Origin of the sequence: Arthrobacter sp. efr-133-TYG-118 (assembly GCF_030209755.1) — a bacterium.
GTDB lineage: Bacteria > Actinomycetota > Actinomycetes > Actinomycetales > Micrococcaceae > Arthrobacter.
Genome location: NZ_JARVRH010000019.1, coordinates 58,536 through 77,564 on the forward strand (window position 1 = coordinate 58,536; position 19,029 = coordinate 77,564).

Here is a 19,029-nt window from a genome sequence, read left to right on the forward strand (position 1 = left end):
AGACGAAAGGAGTACATAATGTCAAAGTATTTGGTCCTGATCTTTCAGGATGAAGTGACGACGAAAGAAGTCGCGGGCGAGACGATCAGCGCCGACTACCAAGCGTTCATGCAGCGCCGCGGGGGGTCTTTGCTTGGCGGGGCCGCACTCGAGCCGGCGGAGACAGCGACATCCATCCGGCGCGACGGGTCCGGCGGATTCTCGGTGACCGACGGTCCCTTCGCCGAGTCGAAGGAGACACTGGGCGGCTACTACCTGATCGAGGCCGCCGACCTCGACGAGGCGCTGGAGATCGCCAAGGAGGTTCCCGCCGGGGTCGGGGTCGAGGTTCGGCCCGTGCGAGTGGCGAGCTGATGCCGCCGGCCGCCAGCTCGGAAGTCGCTGCTGCGGTTGCGGAGGCGCACCGTCGTGAGTGGGCGTTCGTGTTGGCGGCCACCGTGCGCATCGCCGGTGATATCGACACAGCGGAAGAAGCCGTCCAAGATGCGTACGCCAGCGCATTGTCGACGTGGGGTACGCGTGGCATCCCGGAGAACCCTGGAGCGTGGCTCACAGTGACCGCGCGGCGACGAGCCGTGGACATGCACCGACGCGCCGCGACAGCAGAGCGGGCGCTCCCCAAACTTTTCAACCCGGAGGTGCATTTACTCGACGAGCCGGGCAGCGACACGGAAGACATATCCGATGACCGGCTGCGGTTGATCTTCACGTGCTGCCACCCCGCCCTCGCACCTGACGCCCAGGTCGCTTTGACGCTGCGGCTTCTGTGCGGGCTGTCCACGGCCGATGTCGCGCGGGCGTTTCTGCTCCCGGAGGCGACGATGGCGGCGCGGATTACCCGGGCGAAAAAGAAGATCGGGACCGCGCACATCCCGTACCGCGTGCCGGCCGCGTCCGAGCTGCGCGAGCGTGTCGACGGCGTGCTGTCGGTTGTCTACCTGGTGTACACGACCGGGCACACCTCCCCATCAGGAGCGAACCTGATGCGGCGAGATCTCGCCGAGCGCGGCCATGAGCTGGCGAGAATGCTGCGCGTCCTGCTTCCCGGCGACCGCGACGTCGCCGGGCTTCTCGCGCTCGTGCTACTCACCGACGCCCGCAGCGGCGCCCGGCTCGATGAGCACCGTGAGCTCGTGCTGATGGAGAACCAGGACCGATCGAAATGGGACCGGGCGGCCATCGATGAGGGGGTGGCGCTCCTGCGCGAGGCTTTGAGCCTACGGCCACCCGGCCGCTTCGCCCTCATGGCGGCGATCGCGGCCGTGCATGACGAGAGCAAGTCGTGGTCCGACACTGACTGGCAGGAGATCCTGGGTCTCTACGACCTGCTCATGGAGACGTGGTCCTCTCCGGTCGTCAAACTTAACCGGGCCATAGCCCTCGGCTTCGCGGTGGGTTACGCGGAAGGTTTGGCTGAACTGGATGCACTCGGAGCAGATCCGCGACTCGCCCGATACCCGTATCTTGCCGCCGCTCGCGCCGACTTCCTGACCCGGCTGGGCCGTTTCGACGAGGCCCGGGTCGCCTTTGAAGAGGCGCTAATACTTACCGAGAATGACGCCGAACGAAGCTACCTCCGGACCCGCCTGAGCGAACTAACGGGTTGAATCCGACGTGACGGCGCCGCTGTTTGGCTCGCGTAGCCGCCTTTTGGCCACTGCTACTTTTGGCTACCGCTAACTGTGAACAGCGAGGGCCACCTTGACCGGGACCCCGCTTGCCAGCGACTCCTGCGCGGCATCCGCCACGCGGGAAGCCGCGACGGCGTCTTCCGGGGTGCATGGGTTCTCCCGTTGGCCCAGGACCAGCTCAACGAAGGCCGCCATTTCCGAGCGGTAGGCCTGGTCAAAGCGTTCGGCGAAGGTCTTGTGGGGTTCTCCGGACGGGAAGGCGATCCCGGCCTCGGCTGATTCCATGGCTGTCTTGTCGTCCAGGCCAACCATGACGGAATGCTTGGAGCCCTGGATTTCAAGGCGGACGTCGTGCCCTGCACCGTTGTAACGGGTTGCCGACACTGTGCCGACCGTCCCGTCGTCGAAGGTGATCAACGCAAGCGCGGTGTCCACATCGCCCACTTCGCCGATGGCGGGATCGCCGTTGTTGGAACCCTTTGCATAGACCTCCACGATTTCGCGGCCGGTCAGCCAGCGCAGGATGTCGAAGTCGTGGACGGAACAATCGCGGAACAGCCCGCCGGACGTTGCCAGGAACTCCACGGGCGGCGGCGCCATGTCGCAGGTCACGGCGCGCAGCGAGTGGATCCAGCCGAGCTCGCCGGCTTGGTAGGCGCGCTTGGCCTCGAGATAGCCGGCATCGAAGCGACGCTGGTGGCCGATCTGCACCACTCCGTCGTTGGCACGGATATGTTCCAGAACAGGCAGGGAATCGGCCACATTCATGGCCACAGGCTTCTCGCAGAACACCGGGATACCGGCGTTCACTCCCGCGCGGATCAGTTCCGGGTGCGTGCCAGTGCCGGTCGCGATGACCAGTCCATCCACTCCGGAGGCGATCAAAGCCTCTACCGTCGGCAGGAATTGAGCGCGGAGACCGGCTGCCACCTTGCGGGCGTGGTCTTCGGCGACGTCCGTCAGCCGCAACTCCACGTTGATGCCCTGCGCATTCAGTTCCCCGTTGAGGGCGGCGATGTTGTTGGCGTGCATCACGCCGATCCGCCCTACTCCAACCAGCCCGAGAACGACGTCCTTCATAGTGCTACCTCCGTTGAAAAAGCTGAGCTGTTCCCGGACTCTCCGGCCTCAAGCGTGAACGCCTTACGGAACGCCTCAAGCGCCTCCATGTCGTCTCCGCTGGCCCATGCCTCCATGCCCACGGTCCCTTCATAGCCCGCAGCCACGAGCGCCCGGGCCACAGCCGAGTAGTTGATCTCACCGGTACCGGGCTCGCAGCGGCCGGGGACGTCGGCCACTTGGATCTCGCCGATGTGCGGCAAGGCGGTGCGGACCAGCTCAATGAGGTTCCCCTCCCCCAATTGTGCGTGGTACAGGTCCAGCATCATCTTCACGTTGGGGTGTCCGGCGGCCTCCACCAGCGCCAAAGTGTCTTTTGCCCGCGCCATCGGAATACCCGGGTGATCCAGCACGGTGTTGAGATTTTCCAGGCAGAACGTCACTCCGTTCTTTTCCCCGAGCGCGCCAAGGCGCTCCAAGGTCCGGGCACCCGTAATCCACATGCTGCCGTTGGACCGGTAGACGGGACGGGCTGCTTTGCCGTCGATCAGCTCCGCCGAGTGAACCACCATGCGGCTGACGCCGAGTTCCAAAGCGGTCGGAATCAGCGTCTCAGCCGTTCTCACCACGTCATCGGCGGTGTCAGGGTCAACCAGGCTCCCGGAGGTGTACCCGGTCATGGATGAAAAGACCGCGCCGCTCGCCTTGAGTGCCGCAATGTCCTTGCTCCTGGAGTCCCAGAGTTCGACGTCAAATCCGGCCTCATGGATCCGACGTACACGTTCGGTGAACGGCAGTTCCGTGAAGACCATTTCCGCACAAACGGCCAGCCGCATCAGACACCGGCCTTGCTGTCGCTCGACACGGCGGGTACGGCCACCGGGGCGCCTTGCTGGACCGACTCGATGCAGGCCAAAGCCATCGCGAGGGCGCGGCGCGCGTCTGCGGCTCCCGGGGTGAGGGTGAAACCGCCCGACGGCGGCTGCGTGCCATCGCGGCGCGCGCGGACTGCCGCCGCGAAGTCCACGAGTTCATCGGTGTAGGCATCGCGGAACAGCTCAACGTTGAGCCTCGGAGTTTCGGCGGAGAGTCCATCTGCCGTGTACCTCAGGGCAGCCGTTTCAGTGGGCCGTCCGGCCTGGACCATGCCCTTGGAGCCGAAGACTTCGCCCCTGACGTCGTAGCCGTAAAGGGCGCTGAAGTTGGCTTCCGCCACTGCCAGGGCGCCATTGCTGTAGCGGATGGTGACCACGGCGGTGTCCAGGAATCCCTGGTCACGCAGGCTCGGTTCCACCAGGGCGTCCGCGACCGCGTACACCTCGACCGGCTCGGCACCTTCGTTGAACCAGTTCAGGGTGTCGAAGTCGTGGATGAGGGTTTCCAGGAAGATCGTCCAGGCCGGAATCCTGGCTGCGTGTCCGATGCTCCCGGTGCCCGGGTCCCTCGTCAACGAGCGCAGAAGCTGCGGTTCCCCCACAATTCCTTCGGCCAGGTCCTTCTTGGCGGCCTGGAAGTCGGTGGCGTAGCGGCGGTTGAATCCGATCTGAAAATGTACCCCTGCCGCTTCGACGGCGAGGAGCGCGGCGTCGAGCTCTTCGAGGCTCTGGGCCGCAGGCTTCTCGCAAAACACGTGCTTGCCGGCGGCCGCGGCCTGGGCGATCAGGGAAGCGTGGAAGCGTGCCGGGCTGGCAATGATCACGGCGTCGATGTCCGGATCGGCCATGATGTCCGCGGCGTCCGCGGTGACCTTGGCCGTACCAAGCTGGGCAGCCACGGACGCTGCAGAGTCCACGTTGGGATCGGCGACCGCGGCCAGGACCGCACCGGGAACCCTACGGGCTATGCTTTCGCCGTGGAACGCTCCCATCCAGCCGGAGCCTATGAGGCCAAGCCGCACAGGCGTGGGGAGTCCGGCTGAATGCTGTTCGATGTAGGCCATGGGCCCGTCCTTTCGATAGTCAGTACAACAATTGCTCAGGCGGGCGCGTTGCTTTCGCCCGGAAATTCAATGCCCACCTGGCGGCGGATCTCATCGGCAACGTCCATCGTCCGGATGGAGGAGGCCAGCGGCCGTTGTTGGGTTTCCGTCTCGCCGGCGGCGACGGCGCGGGCGACCGCTGCGGCTTCGCAGTGCAAGCCTTCCAAATGCCCGCCTGCTGCCTCATTGTGGCGAAGTCGCGTACCGTCCGGGAACCGGATCTCGAAACCGCCGGGCATGTTGAAGGGGCCATCGATGGTCAACGTGGCCTCGGAGCCAACGATCGTTGCCGCCGTGGGAGTGAAATTATGCAGGTGCGTATTCATCACGGCCTGGCTTCCGCCCGGAAATTGCATGATGGCGGAGAGCTGGGCGTTGACACCCGATTCGTGGGGCTGGCCGAAAGCGCTCAAGCGTTCCGGTGCACCCAGGACTTCGGTGATGAGGGCCAGCGGGTAGGTGCCCAGGTCCAACAAAGGCCCACCAGCCAGCGCGGTGTCGAAGATGCGGTGGCTGCGTTCGAAGTGCTCGCCGTATTCCGCCAGGACCGTTGTCACGGTACCCAGCATCCCGGCGTCGAGCACTTGCCGGATCACGTCGAACTTCGGAAGGAAGAAGCTCCACATGGCCTCCGAGGCGAAAACGCCTGCTGCCTTGGCCCGCGCGGCGATGTCCCGGGCCTGCGCAGCATTCAGGCCGATCGGTTTCTCAATCAGGACGTGTTTGCCGGCGTCGATGGCGAGCACGGCAGCCCCGTGGTGGAAGTTGTGTGGCGTGCATACGTACACGATGTCTATGTCAGGAGCCGCAGCCAGCTCTTCGTAGCTCCCATAGGCGGCGGGCACGCCCAAGGCATCCGCGAACGCTTTGGACCGGTCCAAAGAGCGGGAGCCAACGGCGGCAATCACTTGCGTTGAATAGGCCTGGACCGACTCGGTGAAGCGTTCGGCAATCCACCCCGGGCCCATGATCCCCCAGCGCAATGCGGGAGCGTCTCGGGAATCCGGCACCCGGGACACCGGCAGGCCGGATGAAACCATCAGTAGACCACCTTCGTGTAGGCTCCGTCGCTGTGGAGCGAACGGATCATGGCTTGTGCGAGCTGCGACGCGCGCAGGCCGTCCTCACCTGTGGCGAGCGGCGCAGGCTCTCCCTTTTCGAGGGCTGAAATCCAGGCCTGAAGTTGCAAGCGGTAAGCGTCGGCAAAGCGTGGACGCCAGTCGGCAGGGATTTCGGAACTGCGCTTCCCTTCCTGGCGGACGTCGAGGGCGGCCGGTTCCGGGAGTGCCGCGGTGCCGAACTCCGACACGACCTCGCACCGGGTGGTGTAGCCGTACTGCGCGTTGAGGAAGAGTTCAAGGGTCGCCAGGGTGCCGTCGGCCGCGCGCAGGAGCATGAAGGCTGGATCCCGCAGGTCACCGGTACTGTGCCGGGAACTCCGCCCCGCTTGCCAGGACACCTCGGTGATAGGCGAATCCAGCAGCCAGGGGATGATGTCGAGCTCGTGGATGGCGGAATTGGTGATGGCGGATTCCGAGCTCGCGCCAGGTCCCGCGGATACGGTCCGGCTAGTGCAGTGGACCTGCAAAGGCTCGCCTTGCGTGCGTGCCCGGGTGGCTTCGCGCAGGGCGACATAGCCGGGATCGAAACGCCTCATGAAGCCCATCGACAACAGCCGGGCACCCGTTGCGGCCAGGAGGTCGGCTTCGGCCTCCACTACTTCCCGGCTTTCCAGGAGCGTGGGCGCCAGCGGCTTTTCGCACAGTACAGGGGTCATCGCTTCGAAGCATTCCAGCACCAGTCCGGCATGGGTGGAGTCATGGGAAGCGACGACGACGGCGTCAACCTCGCTGGAGTTGATCAGCTCGGAAGGATCCGTGGTGATCCGAGCGGACGGCGGCGCCGCGGCTGCCGCTCGTCCGGCGTCGAGGTCTGCCACGAAGGTGACTTCGGCCCCGCTGATGGTGGTGGAAAGGTTCCTGATGTGGTCTGCGCCCATAACACCGGCGCCGATAACGCCAACCCGGATCGGCATGCTGTCTTCCCGTCTACTACTTCGTGCACATTCCTGCGGTGGCATGGCGAGCGGGGGCCCATCCGGTTTTCCGGCGGACCCCCGTCTCCGTCCGCGCTGTCTCCCGGCGCGCTAGGCGTGCCGCGGGCTGCTTTCCTTTGAATCGTCAGCAGCGCCGGCGACGTCAGTAACGTCAGTGACTTCGGATACCCCGGCGACTTCGGCTTGGACTTCCCTGAGGGCTTGGGTGTGTCCGCCGAGTTGTTCGAGTTCGTGGGCGAGTTCGGCCAGTTCCGCGCCGCCGGCCATCTGGGCGGTGAGTTCGTCCAGGGTGATGTCCTTCTTGTCGTAGTAGCCGATCGACTTGCCGCGCTTGAGCAGCAGGAACCGGTCCCCGACGGGGAAGGCGTGGTGCGGGTTGTGGGTGATGAAGATGACGCCCAGCCCGCGGTCGCGGGCCTGCAGGATGTAGCGGAGCACGACGCCGGACTGCTTCACGCCCAGCGCGGCGGTCGGTTCGTCCAGGATCAGCACCTTCGCCCCGAAATACACGGCCCTCGCGATCGCGACGCATTGGCGTTCACCGCCGGAGAGCTGGCCGATGGGCTGTTCCACATCGCGCAGGTCGATGCCCATCGCTGCGAGTTCCTTGAGGGTGATGTCCTTCATTTTCTGGACATCCATGGACTTGAACGGGCCGAACCCGGTGGTCAGTTCCGAGCCGAGGAAGAAGTTGCGCCAGATCGGCATCAACGGCACCACGGCCAGGTCCTGGTAGACGGTGGCGATGCCGGCGTCCAGGGCGTCGCGGGGCGAGTTGAACTTCCGTTCATCGCCCATGACGTGCAGCACGCCTTCGTCGTGCTGGTGCAGGCCGGCGATGATCTTGATCAGCGTGGACTTGCCCGCGCCGTTGTCGCCCAGCACGCAGGTGACGCGGCCGTTGTCCACGGCCATCGTCACATCGCGCAGGGCGATGATGTTCCCGTAGTGCTTGCCCACCCCGTCCAGGGAGAGCAGGTGCACGGGGGTGTGGGTCAGCGGGTCCTTCTCATCCTTGAGCAGGGTCTGCTGGTCGATCTGTTTGGCATTCATTGTTTGTCCGCCCCTTCTACTTGAGCTCTGCGCGGCGTTTGACGATGAGGTTCACGATGGTGGCCAGCAGCAGCATCAGGCCCAGGAAGAACTTGAACCAGTCCGGGTTCCACTGCGCGTACACGATGCCCTTGTTCGCCATGCCGAAGATGAACGCGCCGATCGCACCACCCACGGCCGAGCCGTAGCCGCCGGTGAGCAGGCAGCCGCCGATCACCGCGGCGATGATGTAGAGGAACTCGTTGCCCACGCCCTCGCCGGACTGCACCGCGTCGAACGCGAAGAGGTTGTGCATGCCCAGGAACCAGCCGCAGAACCCGACCGCCATGAACAAACCGATCTTCGTCTTGGTCACCGGCACGCCCACGGCGCGGGCCGCGTTCGCGTCACCGCCGGCGGCGAAGATCCAGTTGCCCACCTTCGTGCGCAACAAGATCCAAGAGGCGATGAGCACAAGGATCACCCAGTACACGATCGGAATCTTGATGTCGACGCCTCCGACATTCAGATCGGATGCGAAGACTGCCCGGGCCGATGCGAAACCATCCATGGTCGCGATCGACGGCGACGACACACTGCCGCCGATGGCACGTGTGAGGGCGAGGTTGAGGCCCGTCAGCATGAGGAATGTCGCGAGCGTGACGATGAAGCTCGGCAACTTCGTCTTGACCAGGATGTAGCCGTTAACGAATCCGATCCCGAGTGAGACAACGAGCGCAAGGGCCACCCCGACCCAAACGTTCATGGAGAAATACCAGCTGAACATCGAGGCAGTAAGCGCGGACGAGATCACGGCGACACCGGCGGAAAGGTCGAACTCACCGCCAATCATCAACAGCGACACCCCCACCGCCATGATCCCGATCGTCGAGGAACCATACAACACGGTCGCAAATGCATTCGGCTGCAGGAACGTGCTGGAGACGAGGGAGAAGAAGATGAAGAGGACCACTGCTCCAACGAGGGCGCCCACCTCGGGGCGGCCCAAGAGCTTCTGGAAGGGGCTGCGCCGCCCCATCCTCTCATCGCCACGTGGCCCGGGGGCTGAAGCCGGCGCCGGCGGCAGGGTAGTTGTGCTTGCCATGGGAATAACTCCTTGTTGGTCAGGCCGCGCGGCGGTTACCCCGCCGCGCGGCCAGGTTCCTGGATCTAGCGGAGGCCCTGCTGGGCAAACTTGAGGACATCCTGTGCGTTGGACTTGTCAACGATGGCCGGCCCGGTGAGCACCGGCTGGCCGCCGCCGATCTTGAAGCCGCCGCGCTTGTTCTGCCAGATTGCGTCGATGGACATGTAGCCCTGGAGCCACGGCTGCTGGTCTACGGTGAAGAGAACCTTGCCGTCCACGATGTCCTGGGCCAGTTCGGCATTGAGGTCGAAGCTGGCAACCTTGGCCGAGCTGCTGGCGTCCGTGACGGACTTGAGCAGTGTGATGGTGATGGGGGCGCCGAGCCCGATGATGACGTCTGCGTCCTTTGTAGCCTGGAGTTTCGCCGTCGCGGTCGACTGGACCGAGGTCATGTCCTGACCGTTGACGTACAGGATCTCAGTGCCGGGCACCTTTTGCTTGACACCGGCACAGCGTGCCTCGAGTCCGACGTGGCCCTGCGCCTGGATAACGCAGACCGGGTGCTTGAAGCCCTGGGCAGCGAGCTGGGTACCAACAGCGGCACCAGCGAGCGTCTCATTCGATCCGAAGTGCGTGAATGCTCCGAGCTTCGCGGAAACGTCTTCGCCGGCGTTGAGGCTCACCACCGGAATTCCGGCATCCTCGGCCTTCTTGAGGACATCTTTGAGGGCGTCCGGGGTGGCGAGCGTGACAGCGATACCGTCAACCTTCTGGTCGATGGCCTGCTGGACGAGCTGGGACTGGCGACCGGCGTCGGGATCGTTCAGGTACTGGAGGTCGACGTTGTCCTTCGCGGCGGCTTCCTCAGCGCCCTTGCGGACGATGTCCCAGAAAGTGTCACCGGACGGTGCGTGGGTGATGAGCGCCACCTTGATCCGCGGAGTGCTCGCGGCCTGACCGCCGCCGCCGGCGGCGTTCGCGGTGTCGGCTGGCTTTCCGCCCGTGCTGGAACACGCGCTGAGAGCCATCATCGGAACGACGGCTGCCACAAGTGCCGCCTTCCGCCAGGAAAACTTCTTCACGATTTATCTCCTTTGATAGGGGTTACGGCCCTGCCACTCTGCAGGAGCTCAAAGCCCTCTACACAGATCATGGTGACTAGCCTCACAGATGTCAATACTTTGTCCTGACATTAGGATGTTTTTACGTGAGATGGTCACCCGATCCCCGCGGACACCGCAAGGTCGGGGCTACGGGACCGGTCGGGCCGTGGTACTTCGCACAACCAGGGCGGGATCAATCAAGGTGCGCTCGGGCTTGATGGTGGGGTCATCAATCCTCGCGAGCAGCCTGTGCGCAACATCAATCCCGACAAGGTCGCTGCGATTGTCCACTGAGGTGAGGTCCAGGTACCTCGACTTGGCCAACGGAGAGTTGTCATAGCCGATCACGGAAACGTCGCTCGGCACGCGAAGACCCCGGACCTTGAGAGCGGCAAAGGCACCCATGGCCATGGTGTCGTTGGCCGCGAAGATCGCCGTTGTATCCGGGTACCGCTCCAGGAGCCAGCAAGCGGCAGCGTACCCGTCCTCCTCCGAGGTACCTTTGGACTCGGCAATCAGAAGTTCGACGCCGGCCGCCTGGATTCGCCGGCGGAAACCGGCGCGCCGATGGGCTGACGCGCCGTCGGACCCTGAGAGATGGCCAATGCGGGTATGACCCAGCCCCAACAAATGCTCGGCAGCCATGCTGCCCCCGCCGTCGTCGTCGTTGGTTATCAGGTCGGCGCCGGTCGGCACCCCCTTGCGCCACCCGGCCACCACCGTAGGAACCCCGGTCCCGTGGAGCATGGACTCACTCGGTTCCGCGGCGATGACCAGCGCGTCAACATGCAGAGCCAGGAGGCCGTCCGTAGCATCCTTAATGCGGTTCTCGCCGGGCCGGGAATCGGCCAGCATGACGTGGTAGCCGAGCTCCGAAAGAACGGACTCCATCCCCCTCAGGAGGTCCACGAACCACAGGTTCCGGTAGTCGTCGATCACCAGGCCGATGCTCTTGGTCCGATTGCTCGCCAACGCAGTCGCGGCACGGCTGGGACGGTAGCCGAGCTCCCCCATGGCCGCCTGGACGGCCTGGCGGCGCTTGTCACTGACTCTTTCCGGCGACTGGAGGACCAAGGACACCAACGATGGCGAAACGCCGGCATGTTTGGCAACGTCATAGATGGTCGGGCGGCGGGTTTTGGGACTTGTCGCACTCACGATTCCGGGAACCTTTCTACTCTCTTGTCAAGGGTATTCGCGGGACATTGACAGGACATACTCACATGATTAGGATTTGAGTCCAGTGCTAAATTGTAGCGCTCCAAAATGCCGCAAGGGGTGTTCGGCACCCAGGCTTAATTTCGAAGGAGAAATCAATGGCTGAGAGCCTAGGGGTCGCCGTCATCGGCGCAGGAATGGCCGGCAAGGCACACGCGGCGGCCTACCGCACAGCGTCCGCCCTTTACAGCCCCGTGCTTCCGCCGGTGCGCCTCGTGTCGATCGGCGATGTGAACGCAGAGTTCGGATCCCTCGCTGCCCGCCGATTCGGCTATGAACGCAATGACACTTCATGGCAAGCGATCGCAGAAGCGGACGACATCGACGTCGTGAGTGTCGTCATCGCGAATTCCCTCCACCGCGAGGTGGTCGAGGGTCTCCTGGCCGCAGGCAAGCACGTCCTCTGCGAGAAGCCGCTGAGCGACTCGATCGAGGACGCCCGTGCCATGGCGGAGGCCGCCCGCAACGCTTCAAGCATCGCGCGGATCGGCTTTACGTTCCGTCGCACGCCCGGCATTGCCCACATCCGCGATCTGATCCGCACCGGCGTCCTCGGCAAAGTGCTGCACTTCAGCGGCCGCTACTGGACCGACTACGGCTTCAGCCCGTCGGCTCCCATGAGCTGGCGCTACAAGGGCGGCCCGGGTTCCGGCGCACTGGCCGACGTCGGAAGCCACCTGGCCTACGTTTCCGAATTCCTCTGCGGCGACATCAAGTCCATCAGCGGCGGCCGCCTCAGCACCGTCATCGACAAGCGCCCCTTGCCGCTCGCCGCCGTCATGGGCCACGACCACGCCGCCGTCAGTGACACCTTTGAGGCCGTGGAGAACGACGACTACGCAGCCTTCAACGCCGAGTTCGAGAACGGCGCCGGCAGCTTCGAAGTCTCCCGCGTTGCCGCCGGCCACGCCAACAGCCTCAACTTCGAGGTGTTCTGCGAGAACGGTGCGGCCAAGTTCGACCAGCGCCGCCCCTCCGAAATCCAGCTGTTCCTCAACGATGGCTCGGGCAACGAGAACGGCTACCGCCAGGTCATCCTCGGCCCGGGCCACCCCTACATCGCCGGTGGCCTCGCCATGGACGCCCCCGAAGTGGGCTTCGGCCAAAACGACGCCTTCGGCTACCAGGCCCGGGCGTTCCTCGAAGAGGTTGCTGGTTTGCCGGAATCCGAGTCCCTTCCCCGCTGCGCCACGTTCGACGAAGGCGTCCGCAACATGGAACTGCTCGGCGCTGTCACGGAATCCGCACTCAACAACGGAAAGACCATCACGCTATGAAACTCGGCGTCTACAACGCAATCCTGCACGACAGGCCGCTTCCCGAGGCCCTCAAGGTCATCGCGGACCTGGGTCTAACGGGCATCGAGATCAACACCGGCGGCTTCCTGCCTGCCGTCCACGTTCCCACCTTCGACGACATTCTGGTTTCGGATGCAGCGCGAGACGACTACCTGGGCATCTTCGAGGGGACCGGCGTCGCGATTGCAGGCCTGAACTGCAACGGCAACCCCTTGCACCCGAAGCGCGAGATCGGCGAGAAGCACGCCGAGGACATCCGGCGCTCCATCCGGCTCGCAGAGCGCCTCGGCCAGAACCGGGTAGTGACGATGTCCGGGCTGCCTGGTGGGGAACCGGGCGCGACCGTGACGAACTGGATCGTGAACGCGTGGAATTCGGCGGCGCTGGACGTCCTCGACTACCAATGGGACATCGCGGCGAAGTTCTGGCGCGAGACAGACCGCCTGGCCGCAGACCATGGCGTCAAGGTGGCCCTCGAACTGCACCCGCAGAACATCGTGTTCAACACTGCCGACGTGCACAAGCTCATCGAGCTCACGGGAGCCACCCACGTGGGCGTTGAACTGGACGCATCGCACTTGTTCTGGCAGCAGATGGATCCCGTCGCGGTGGTCCGCGAACTCGGCCCGCTGGTTTTCCAGGCAGCCGCGAAAGACGTCCGTGTCAACACCGCGAACGCCGCTCTCTACGGAGTCCTCGACAACAGCTTCCGCCGGCTCTCGCCGGAGGAAAACCGCACCAACCTCGGCGGCGACGAGTGGGCCAACGAGTGGCCCAAGAACTCCGCGTGGGACTTCGTTGCCCTCGGACGCGGCCACGACACCGCCTTTTGGACCGAGTTCCTGCGCGCCTTGCACGAAGCGGATCCGGGCATGCTCGTCAACATCGAGCACGAAGACACCTCACTCGGCCGGATCGAAGGTCTCGAGGTCGCCGCCAAAGTCCTGCGGGACGCCGACGCGGCACTCTCCGAATCGCTGAACGTGACGGCTTAGCCAGCACATCGAACCACAGACGAGGGCCTCATCCGAAAAGCCGGATGAGGCCCTCCTCGCTGGCCCGTAGGGCTTTCCGTTCCCGCCCTTGGTATGCTGGATGATGAATCCATAAAATAGTCAAGCAACGGTTTGTGCTGACGGGCAGGGAGCAGTCATGGAAGAGTTCGCCGATTTCCGGGCACCGCTGTACGAGGTGAAGGCCAATCTGTTCAAGGGGCTGGCCCACCCGGTCAGGATCCGGGTCCTCGAGCTGCTGTCGGCGGCGCCCGAGGTGTCGGTGACGGAGCTTCTGGCCGCAACGGGCCTGGAGGCCTCGCACCTGTCCCAGCATCTGTCGGTGCTGCGCCGGTATCACCTCGTCAAGGGAGAACGACGGGCGCTGCAGATGTTCTACACCTTGGCGTACCCGCAGGTCGCGGAACTCCTCTCCGTGGCGAGACTGTTGCTCAACGACATGCTGCACACCACCCGGGCGCAGCTTGAGTCCTCGGAAACGACAGCAGCACCCGCGCCGGCCGCAGCGGCCAGCAGACTGTGAAGATCCTGGTTGCGGCCCGGGCCTTCCTGCCCGTGCGGCAGGATTACGCGCTGTTGCCGCGTACCTGGAAAGGAGACCTGGTTGCCGGGGTCACCGTCGGCATCGTCGCGTTGCCGCTGGCCCTGGCGTTCGGTGTCAGCTCCGGCGCGGGCGCGGCCAGCGGGCTGATCACCGCCGTGATCGCCGGCGTGATCGCGGCCGTTTTCGGTGGTTCCAATATCCAGGTCTCCGGACCCACCGGCGCCATGGTCGTGGTCCTGGGTCCGGTCATCGCCGCCCACGGGATCGGTGCACTGGCCGCAGTCTCGGTCCTTGCCGGGGTGATCGTGGTGGCCGCCGGGTTGCTCAAACTCGGGCGGGTCGTGACGCTCCTGCCCTGGCCCGTGATCGAGGGCTTCACCGTCGGAATCGCGGTCATCATCTTCCTTCAGCAGGTCCCGGCCGCGTTCGGCACCAAGCCCGGGCCCAGCAGCAACGCCGTCATCTCGGCCATCCAGGCCATCGGCACCGTGTCCCCAGCCTCGGTTCTTGCCCCGGTTGGCCTAGTGGCCCTGGTGGCGGTGATCATGGTTGCCTCACCGCGGATCCATCCCCGGATCCCGGGCTCGCTCATCGCGATCATCATCGCCACTGTGGCCGCGCAGTTCCTCGACCTGCCCGTGACCCGGATCGGAGCCCTGCCCGATTCCCTGCCGGCCCCGCTGATGCCCTCCCTGGACCTGGCGACGATCACCGCGCTGGCCGGGTCCGCGGCCACGATCGCGGCCCTGGCCGCGATCGAGTCGCTGCTCTCCGCACGGGTCGGGGCGTCGATCTCCGATACCGGTCCCTACGACGCGGACCGTGAACTCCTGGGCCAAGGCCTCGCGTCCGTCGCGTCCGGATTCTTCGGCGGTATGCCGGCCACAGGAGCCATCGCCCGCACCGCGGTAAACATTCGCTCGGGCGGCCGGACACGCCTCGCCGCCATCACCCACGCGCTGGTCCTGCTGGCCGTGGTGTACCTGGCCACCGGCCCGGTTTCCCGCATCCCCCTTGCCGCGCTGGCCGGGGTGCTGATGGTCACCGCGACACGCATGGTCTCCCTCAAGACGTTGCGCAGCGTGATCGGATCAACCCGCGCCGACACGGTCGTGTTCTTCGTCACCGCACTGATCACCGTGTCCTTCGACCTGATCGAGGCCGTGGAAATCGGGATCGGCGTCGCCGCCTTCTTCGCCCTGCGCGCCCTGGTCCGCTCCAGCGGCGTGCACCGGGAGGAGATCCCCGGCCCGGTCCACGAAGGGGACGAGCACATCGCCGTGTTCCGGCTCGACGGGGCACTGTTCTTCGCCGCCGCCGAGCGCGTCCTGGAGCGGGTCAGCGCCATCCGGAACGTCGACGTCGTGATCATCCGCATGTCACAACTGCAGATCCTGGACGCCACCGGGGCCAGAACCATCACCGACATCGTCCAGGCCCTGGAACGCCGCGGAATCACCGTGCTGATCAAAGGGATCCAGGACCGCCACCTTCGGCTCGTCACCCAGGTGGGCGTCCTGGACTCCCTTCGCCACCACAAACACCTCTTCACCGAGCTAGCCCCCGCCGTGGAACACGCCCGAAGCCACGTCGCCCGCGCCGCAAGCGACCCCACCGACGGCTCACCCTTGAAAGAAAACTAATGCCTTCCTTGAACGAAACCACCGCCCGTATCCGGGCCGCCCACCTGCTCGTTCGGTCCCCCGAGGAATGGGACGCCCTCTCCCAAGGGTTGTTCCGGGCCTACGATCTCAAAGACAATGACAAAATCGAGATGCTCCGTGAATCCTTCCTTGCCGCCTGGAAGTCAGTCATCCGCAACCTCCTCACCGACACGCTGAACGCCATCGACATTACTGTCACTCCGGCCGTTCACCCCTGGGGCATCGCCACCCTGGAAACCGCCAAGCATAGCTGCGAACCGCTTTTGTGCTCCCCAGAAGAGCTCCCCGCAGTTCCCAGGACGACCATTGTTTACGGCAGGCCGCGACTGCTCAGCTTCGAGGAAGTTATGGCCGGATACAACACCTGCCTGGCATCCCTGCTCCGGTAGTTGCGGCGATCTTGAGCGATCGCCGCAGCCCTTTTGGCCGCCCCTACTGGGCCTTGGCGATGTACTTGCCCATGGTCTCCAACTGGTAGCGGGACACCTCGTTGGCGTTGTCGTCCTCGGCGAAGACGCTGGACACCATGACGGTGTTGTCCTTGTCCAGGAAGCCGATTTCCTTGAGTCCACCGAAGAACTCGTCCCAGTTGACGTCGCCGTCGCCGATCTTGAGGTGCTGGTGCACGCGCACGGCGTTGCCGGGAGGGTTGGTGATGTAGCGCAGTCCGTGGGAGGCGTGGTGGTCCATGGTGTCGGACACGTGGACCAGGCGCAGCTTGTCCCCCGCGGCCCGCATGATGTCGAGGGGTTTGTTGCCCATGTGGAAGGTATGGGAGGCAACGTAGACCATGCCGATGTTGGGCGAGTTCACGCCGCGGATGACGCGCAGCGCGGCAAGTCCGTCCTCGACGAAGTCGTCCGGGTGCGGGTCGATGAGGACGTCCAGCCCTTCGCGTTCGATGATCGGAAGCAGCTCTTCCATGGAGCGGTAGAACGCCCTTTCGGACTCCTCTGCCTTTTCCGGGCGGCCGCTGAATTCGGTGTTCATGGTCTGCACGCCAAGATCGACCGTGATCTGGATGGCACGCTTCCAGTAGCGGACAGCGGCCTCGCGGGCGTCTTCATCCGGCCCGGACCAACGCAGCACGGGAAGCACCGAGGCGATTTCGACGTCGGAGTCCTTGCAGGCCTTCTTCAGCTGGCCCACCAGTTCGTCATCGGCCTTGGGGTGGTTGAAGAACGGGATGAAGTCAGCGTGCGGGGTCAGCTGGAGGTATTTGTAGCCGAGATCGGCGGCCAGCCTCGGGAACTCCAGCAGGCTGTGGCTGTGGTGGAACGGCGTCGGGTCAAGGGCAATCTTCATGGTCGCTCCTACTTGTACAGCTCGGGCTTGGTGTTCAGCTGTACCGCGACCTTTTCGCCCGACTTCTGGGCTTCAACGCCGGCTTCGCAGCAAGCAGCGGTGGCGTAGCCATCCCAGGCGGTGGGGCCGCCGATTTCGCCGCGGCGGGCGGCGTCCACCCAAGCCTGGACCTCGACGTCGTACGCGGCACCGAAGCGCTCTTCGAAACCTGGCGTGACCTTGCCGCCCCAGCGGCCGGCGCTTCGGACGTAAGGACCGCCGTCGCCACCAATGCTCACGATGCCGTCCTCGAAGGACGCCTGGGTGGCGACTTCGTAGCCGAATTTCGCGTTCACATAGATTTCGACGTCGGCCAGGACACCGGACTCGGTCTCGATCAGGACGTGCTGGGGGTCATGCTGGCCGTTCGGGGCGTTGCGCGTCGCCTTGCCCAGGCGGACCTGCACGGAAGTGATTTCCTCGCCGGTGAAGAAGCGGATGGCATCGAATTCGTGGACCACGGAGTCGTTGATGAGCATCTCGTTGGTGAAGCCCGGCGGGGTGGTCGGGTTGCGGTGCTGGTGGTGCAGCATGAGCAGCTCACCCAGTTCACGGTCGCGGATCACGGAACCCAAAGCGGCGTACTCGGCGTCGAAGCGGCGCATGAAGCCCACCTGGATGCGCTTGTGGCCGAGTGCCGTTTCGGCCTGGACAACCTTCCAGGCACTCTCGGCATCCGGAGTCAGCGGCTTTTCGCAGAGGATAGGGAAGCCCTTCTCCAGCGATTTGTAGAGGATTTCCTCGTGCAGGAAACCGGGGGTGGCAATCAGCACGGCGTTGACGTCGCCGTTGTTGAGCGCCTCTTCGGCGCTGGCAAGGGCCACCGCGCCGTCGATCCCTGCGATGGCGGCCTGCGCGCGGGCAAGGTCGACGTCGACGACGGCGGCCACTTCGGCGCCGTGGATGCGGGTGCTGAGCCGCTTGATGTGGTCGGCGCCCATGCGGCCTGCGCCGATGACGGCCACGCGGAGAATGTCAGTCAATGTTCTGTCCTTAGGTGTCTGGGCTGCTGTGCTACTGCACAGTGGTGCGGGAACCGCACGAGAGCAGGTAGTTGCGGGTGCGCTTGGCGATGGGCATGGGGACGTCGAAGGACACGGGGTACATGTCCTGTTCCACAATGCCAAAGATCGGGCGGTTGAGTCCTTCGACGGCTTCGATGACTGCCCGCAGGTCCGGGAGGCCGTTCGGCGGTTCGGTCATGACGCCGGCCAGGTTGGCTGCCGCCCAGGTCATGTTTTCCTCGTTGACTTTTCTCAGGACATCCGGGTTGATCTGCTTCAGGTGCAGGTAGCCGATGCGGTCCGGGTAGTTCTTGATGAGCTCCAGGCTGGAGGCCCCGCAGTATTCGGCGTGGCCGGTGTCCAGGCACAGGTTCAGGTACTTCGAGTCGGTTGCTGCCAGGAGGGTTTCGATATCCTCCTGGGCTCCGACGTGGGAATCTGCGTGGGAGTGGAACTGCTGCTTCAGGCCGAAATCCTCCAGCAGGGTCTTTCCCAGCCGGTTGTGCCCGGCGAACAGGTCGCTCCAGGCTTTCTCGGTGAGTTCCCCGCTCTCCACGGCCTCGCCGGTGACGTCGTCGCGCCACATGGCCGGGATGACCACGATGTGCTCGCCCCCCATGGCCGCCGTCAGCTCGGCCACCTTGCGTGCAGGTTCCCAGGCGGTCTCCCATTGGTCCAGTCCGCGGTGGAAGGCCGTGAAGACCGTTCCGGCCGTGACCTTGAGGTCCCGCTGCTTGAGTTCTTCGGCGAGCCGGGCGGGGTCGTTCGGCAAGTAGCCGTAGGGGCCCAGTTCGATCCACTTGTAGCCGGACTCGGCTACCTCGTCCAGGAATCGCTCCCATGGGGTCTGCTTCGGGTCATCCGCGAACCAGACTCCCCAGGAGTCCGGGGCTGTGCCGATGATGAGTTTGTTCTCTGTCATTGGGGGGCTCCTCAGTTGGACGGGAAGTTGTAGGAGGCGCCGGAGGCGTGGGTGGGTTCGGGCCAGCGGGACGTGA

At 64.7% G+C, this 19,029-nt stretch carries 19 protein-coding genes; 7 read left to right on the forward strand and 12 right to left on the reverse strand.

Annotation, left to right across the window (positions count from 1 at the left end; translation table 11 throughout):
- The first annotated feature begins 18 nt into the window (after positions 1-18).
- Both QRN59_RS15970 and QRN59_RS15975 read left to right on the forward strand, forming a co-directional pair.
- Positions 19-354, forward strand: a complete 336-nt coding sequence (locus tag QRN59_RS15970) for a YciI family protein (protein WP_284983476.1) — start codon at positions 19-21, stop codon at positions 352-354.
- A complete protein-coding gene (locus tag QRN59_RS15975) occupies positions 354-1,607 on the forward strand; it encodes an RNA polymerase sigma factor (protein WP_284983477.1) in 1,254 nt (417 codons plus the stop codon). The genes QRN59_RS15970 and QRN59_RS15975 overlap by 1 nt, the downstream gene beginning before the upstream one ends.
- 69 nt (positions 1,608-1,676) lie before the next feature.
- On the opposite strand, the gene QRN59_RS15980 is transcribed toward QRN59_RS15975, so the two are convergent.
- The 9 genes from QRN59_RS15980 to QRN59_RS16020 all read right to left on the reverse strand — a co-directional run bounded on the left by QRN59_RS15980 (position 1,677) and on the right by QRN59_RS16020 (position 11,104).
- A complete protein-coding gene (locus QRN59_RS15980) occupies positions 1,677-2,711 on the reverse strand; it encodes a Gfo/Idh/MocA family oxidoreductase (protein ID WP_284983478.1) in 1,035 nt (344 codons plus the stop codon).
- Positions 2,708-3,526: a TIM barrel protein gene (locus QRN59_RS15985; RefSeq protein WP_284983479.1), complete on the reverse strand. Its 819-nt coding sequence runs from the start codon at positions 3,524-3,526 to the stop codon at positions 2,708-2,710. Before QRN59_RS15985 ends, QRN59_RS15980 begins: the two co-directional genes overlap by 4 nt.
- Positions 3,526-4,629 carry a Gfo/Idh/MocA family oxidoreductase gene (locus tag QRN59_RS15990; protein WP_284983480.1) on the reverse strand — a complete coding sequence of 368 codons (1,104 nt, stop codon included), beginning with the start codon at positions 4,627-4,629 and terminating at the stop codon, positions 3,526-3,528. The genes QRN59_RS15985 and QRN59_RS15990 overlap by 1 nt, the downstream gene beginning before the upstream one ends.
- A 35-nt stretch (positions 4,630-4,664) precedes the next feature.
- Positions 4,665-5,708 (reverse strand): Gfo/Idh/MocA family protein, encoded by a 1,044-nt coding sequence (locus QRN59_RS15995; RefSeq protein WP_284983481.1) that lies wholly within the window; start codon positions 5,706-5,708, stop codon positions 4,665-4,667.
- The gene (locus tag QRN59_RS16000; RefSeq protein WP_284983482.1) at positions 5,708-6,703 is read right to left on the reverse strand and encodes a Gfo/Idh/MocA family oxidoreductase; all 996 of its coding nucleotides are present in this window, start codon (positions 6,701-6,703) and stop codon (positions 5,708-5,710) included. The genes QRN59_RS15995 and QRN59_RS16000 overlap by 1 nt, the downstream gene beginning before the upstream one ends.
- A gap of 111 nt (positions 6,704-6,814) precedes the next feature.
- Entirely contained in the window at positions 6,815-7,777 is a 963-nt protein-coding gene (locus tag QRN59_RS16005) for an ATP-binding cassette domain-containing protein (protein WP_284983483.1), read from the reverse strand.
- A 16-nt stretch (positions 7,778-7,793) separates the two neighbouring features.
- Positions 7,794-8,861 (reverse strand): ABC transporter permease, encoded by a 1,068-nt coding sequence (locus QRN59_RS16010; RefSeq protein WP_284983484.1) that lies wholly within the window; start codon positions 8,859-8,861, stop codon positions 7,794-7,796.
- A gap of 65 nt (positions 8,862-8,926) precedes the next feature.
- Positions 8,927-9,925, reverse strand: coding sequence for a substrate-binding domain-containing protein (locus QRN59_RS16015; RefSeq protein ID WP_284983485.1), 999 nt, complete (start codon positions 9,923-9,925; stop codon positions 8,927-8,929).
- Positions 9,926-10,093: 168 nt separating this feature from the next.
- A complete protein-coding gene (locus tag QRN59_RS16020; RefSeq protein WP_284983486.1) occupies positions 10,094-11,104 on the reverse strand; it encodes a LacI family DNA-binding transcriptional regulator in 1,011 nt (336 codons plus the stop codon).
- A 158-nt stretch (positions 11,105-11,262) separates the two neighbouring features.
- Here QRN59_RS16020 and QRN59_RS16025 point away from each other — a divergent pair, with 158 nt between their 5' ends.
- The 5 genes from QRN59_RS16025 (at position 11,263) to QRN59_RS16045 (ending at position 16,072) form a co-directional block, all read left to right on the forward strand.
- Positions 11,263-12,441, forward strand: coding sequence for a Gfo/Idh/MocA family protein (locus tag QRN59_RS16025; RefSeq protein ID WP_284983487.1), 1,179 nt, complete (start codon positions 11,263-11,265; stop codon positions 12,439-12,441).
- Positions 12,438-13,457: a sugar phosphate isomerase/epimerase family protein gene (locus QRN59_RS16030; protein WP_284983488.1), complete on the forward strand. Its 1,020-nt coding sequence runs from the start codon at positions 12,438-12,440 to the stop codon at positions 13,455-13,457. The genes QRN59_RS16025 and QRN59_RS16030 overlap by 4 nt, the downstream gene beginning before the upstream one ends.
- 157 nt (positions 13,458-13,614) lie before the next feature.
- Positions 13,615-13,998 carry an ArsR/SmtB family transcription factor gene (locus QRN59_RS16035; RefSeq protein WP_284983489.1) on the forward strand — a complete coding sequence of 128 codons (384 nt, stop codon included), beginning with the start codon at positions 13,615-13,617 and terminating at the stop codon, positions 13,996-13,998.
- Complete coding sequence (locus tag QRN59_RS16040; RefSeq protein ID WP_284983490.1) at positions 13,995-15,662, forward strand: SulP family inorganic anion transporter; 1,668 nt, start codon at positions 13,995-13,997, stop codon at positions 15,660-15,662. The genes QRN59_RS16035 and QRN59_RS16040 overlap by 4 nt, the downstream gene beginning before the upstream one ends.
- Positions 15,662-16,072, forward strand: coding sequence for a hypothetical protein (locus tag QRN59_RS16045; RefSeq protein ID WP_284983491.1), 411 nt, complete (start codon positions 15,662-15,664; stop codon positions 16,070-16,072). Before QRN59_RS16040 ends, QRN59_RS16045 begins: the two co-directional genes overlap by 1 nt.
- Before the next feature lie 43 nt (positions 16,073-16,115).
- Here QRN59_RS16045 and QRN59_RS16050 read toward each other — a convergent pair whose 3' ends face one another.
- From QRN59_RS16050 to QRN59_RS16060, 3 genes are read right to left on the reverse strand one after another with little or no spacing between them, the layout of a single operon-like run.
- Positions 16,116-16,988, reverse strand: coding sequence for a sugar phosphate isomerase/epimerase family protein (locus QRN59_RS16050; protein ID WP_284983492.1), 873 nt, complete (start codon positions 16,986-16,988; stop codon positions 16,116-16,118).
- An 8-nt stretch (positions 16,989-16,996) separates the two neighbouring features.
- On the reverse strand, positions 16,997-18,010 hold the full coding sequence (locus tag QRN59_RS16055; protein ID WP_284983493.1) for a Gfo/Idh/MocA family protein: 1,014 nt from the start codon (positions 18,008-18,010) through the stop codon (positions 16,997-16,999).
- Positions 18,011-18,041: 31 nt separating this feature from the next.
- Positions 18,042-18,953: a sugar phosphate isomerase/epimerase family protein gene (locus QRN59_RS16060; RefSeq protein ID WP_284983494.1), complete on the reverse strand. Its 912-nt coding sequence runs from the start codon at positions 18,951-18,953 to the stop codon at positions 18,042-18,044.
- Positions 18,954-19,029: the final 76 nt, after the last annotated feature.

Bases quoted from the DNA above. Each gene is read 5' to 3' on its own strand.
- QRN59_RS15970 (WP_284983476.1), top strand. From the start codon at position 19: ATGTCAAAGTATTTGGTCCTGATCTTTCAGGATGAAGTGACGACGAAA.
- QRN59_RS15975 (WP_284983477.1), top strand. From the start codon at position 354: ATGCCGCCGGCCGCCAGCTCGGAAGTCGCTGCTGCGGTTGCGGAGGCG.
- QRN59_RS15980 (WP_284983478.1), bottom strand. From the start codon at position 2,711: ATGAAGGACGTCGTTCTCGGGCTGGTTGGAGTAGGGCGGATCGGCGTG.
- QRN59_RS15985 (WP_284983479.1), bottom strand. From the start codon at position 3,526: ATGCGGCTGGCCGTTTGTGCGGAAATGGTCTTCACGGAACTGCCGTTC.
- QRN59_RS15990 (WP_284983480.1), bottom strand. From the start codon at position 4,629: ATGGCCTACATCGAACAGCATTCAGCCGGACTCCCCACGCCTGTGCGG.
- QRN59_RS15995 (WP_284983481.1), bottom strand. From the start codon at position 5,708: ATGGTTTCATCCGGCCTGCCGGTGTCCCGGGTGCCGGATTCCCGAGAC.
- QRN59_RS16000 (WP_284983482.1), bottom strand. From the start codon at position 6,703: ATGCCGATCCGGGTTGGCGTTATCGGCGCCGGTGTTATGGGCGCAGAC.
- QRN59_RS16005 (WP_284983483.1), bottom strand. From the start codon at position 7,777: ATGAATGCCAAACAGATCGACCAGCAGACCCTGCTCAAGGATGAGAAG.
- QRN59_RS16010 (WP_284983484.1), bottom strand. From the start codon at position 8,861: ATGGCAAGCACAACTACCCTGCCGCCGGCGCCGGCTTCAGCCCCCGGG.
- QRN59_RS16025 (WP_284983487.1), top strand. From the start codon at position 11,263: ATGGCTGAGAGCCTAGGGGTCGCCGTCATCGGCGCAGGAATGGCCGGC.
- QRN59_RS16030 (WP_284983488.1), top strand. From the start codon at position 12,438: ATGAAACTCGGCGTCTACAACGCAATCCTGCACGACAGGCCGCTTCCC.
- QRN59_RS16035 (WP_284983489.1), top strand. From the start codon at position 13,615: ATGGAAGAGTTCGCCGATTTCCGGGCACCGCTGTACGAGGTGAAGGCC.
- QRN59_RS16045 (WP_284983491.1), top strand. From the start codon at position 15,662: ATGCCTTCCTTGAACGAAACCACCGCCCGTATCCGGGCCGCCCACCTG.
- QRN59_RS16050 (WP_284983492.1), bottom strand. From the start codon at position 16,988: ATGAAGATTGCCCTTGACCCGACGCCGTTCCACCACAGCCACAGCCTG.
- QRN59_RS16060 (WP_284983494.1), bottom strand. From the start codon at position 18,953: ATGACAGAGAACAAACTCATCATCGGCACAGCCCCGGACTCCTGGGGA.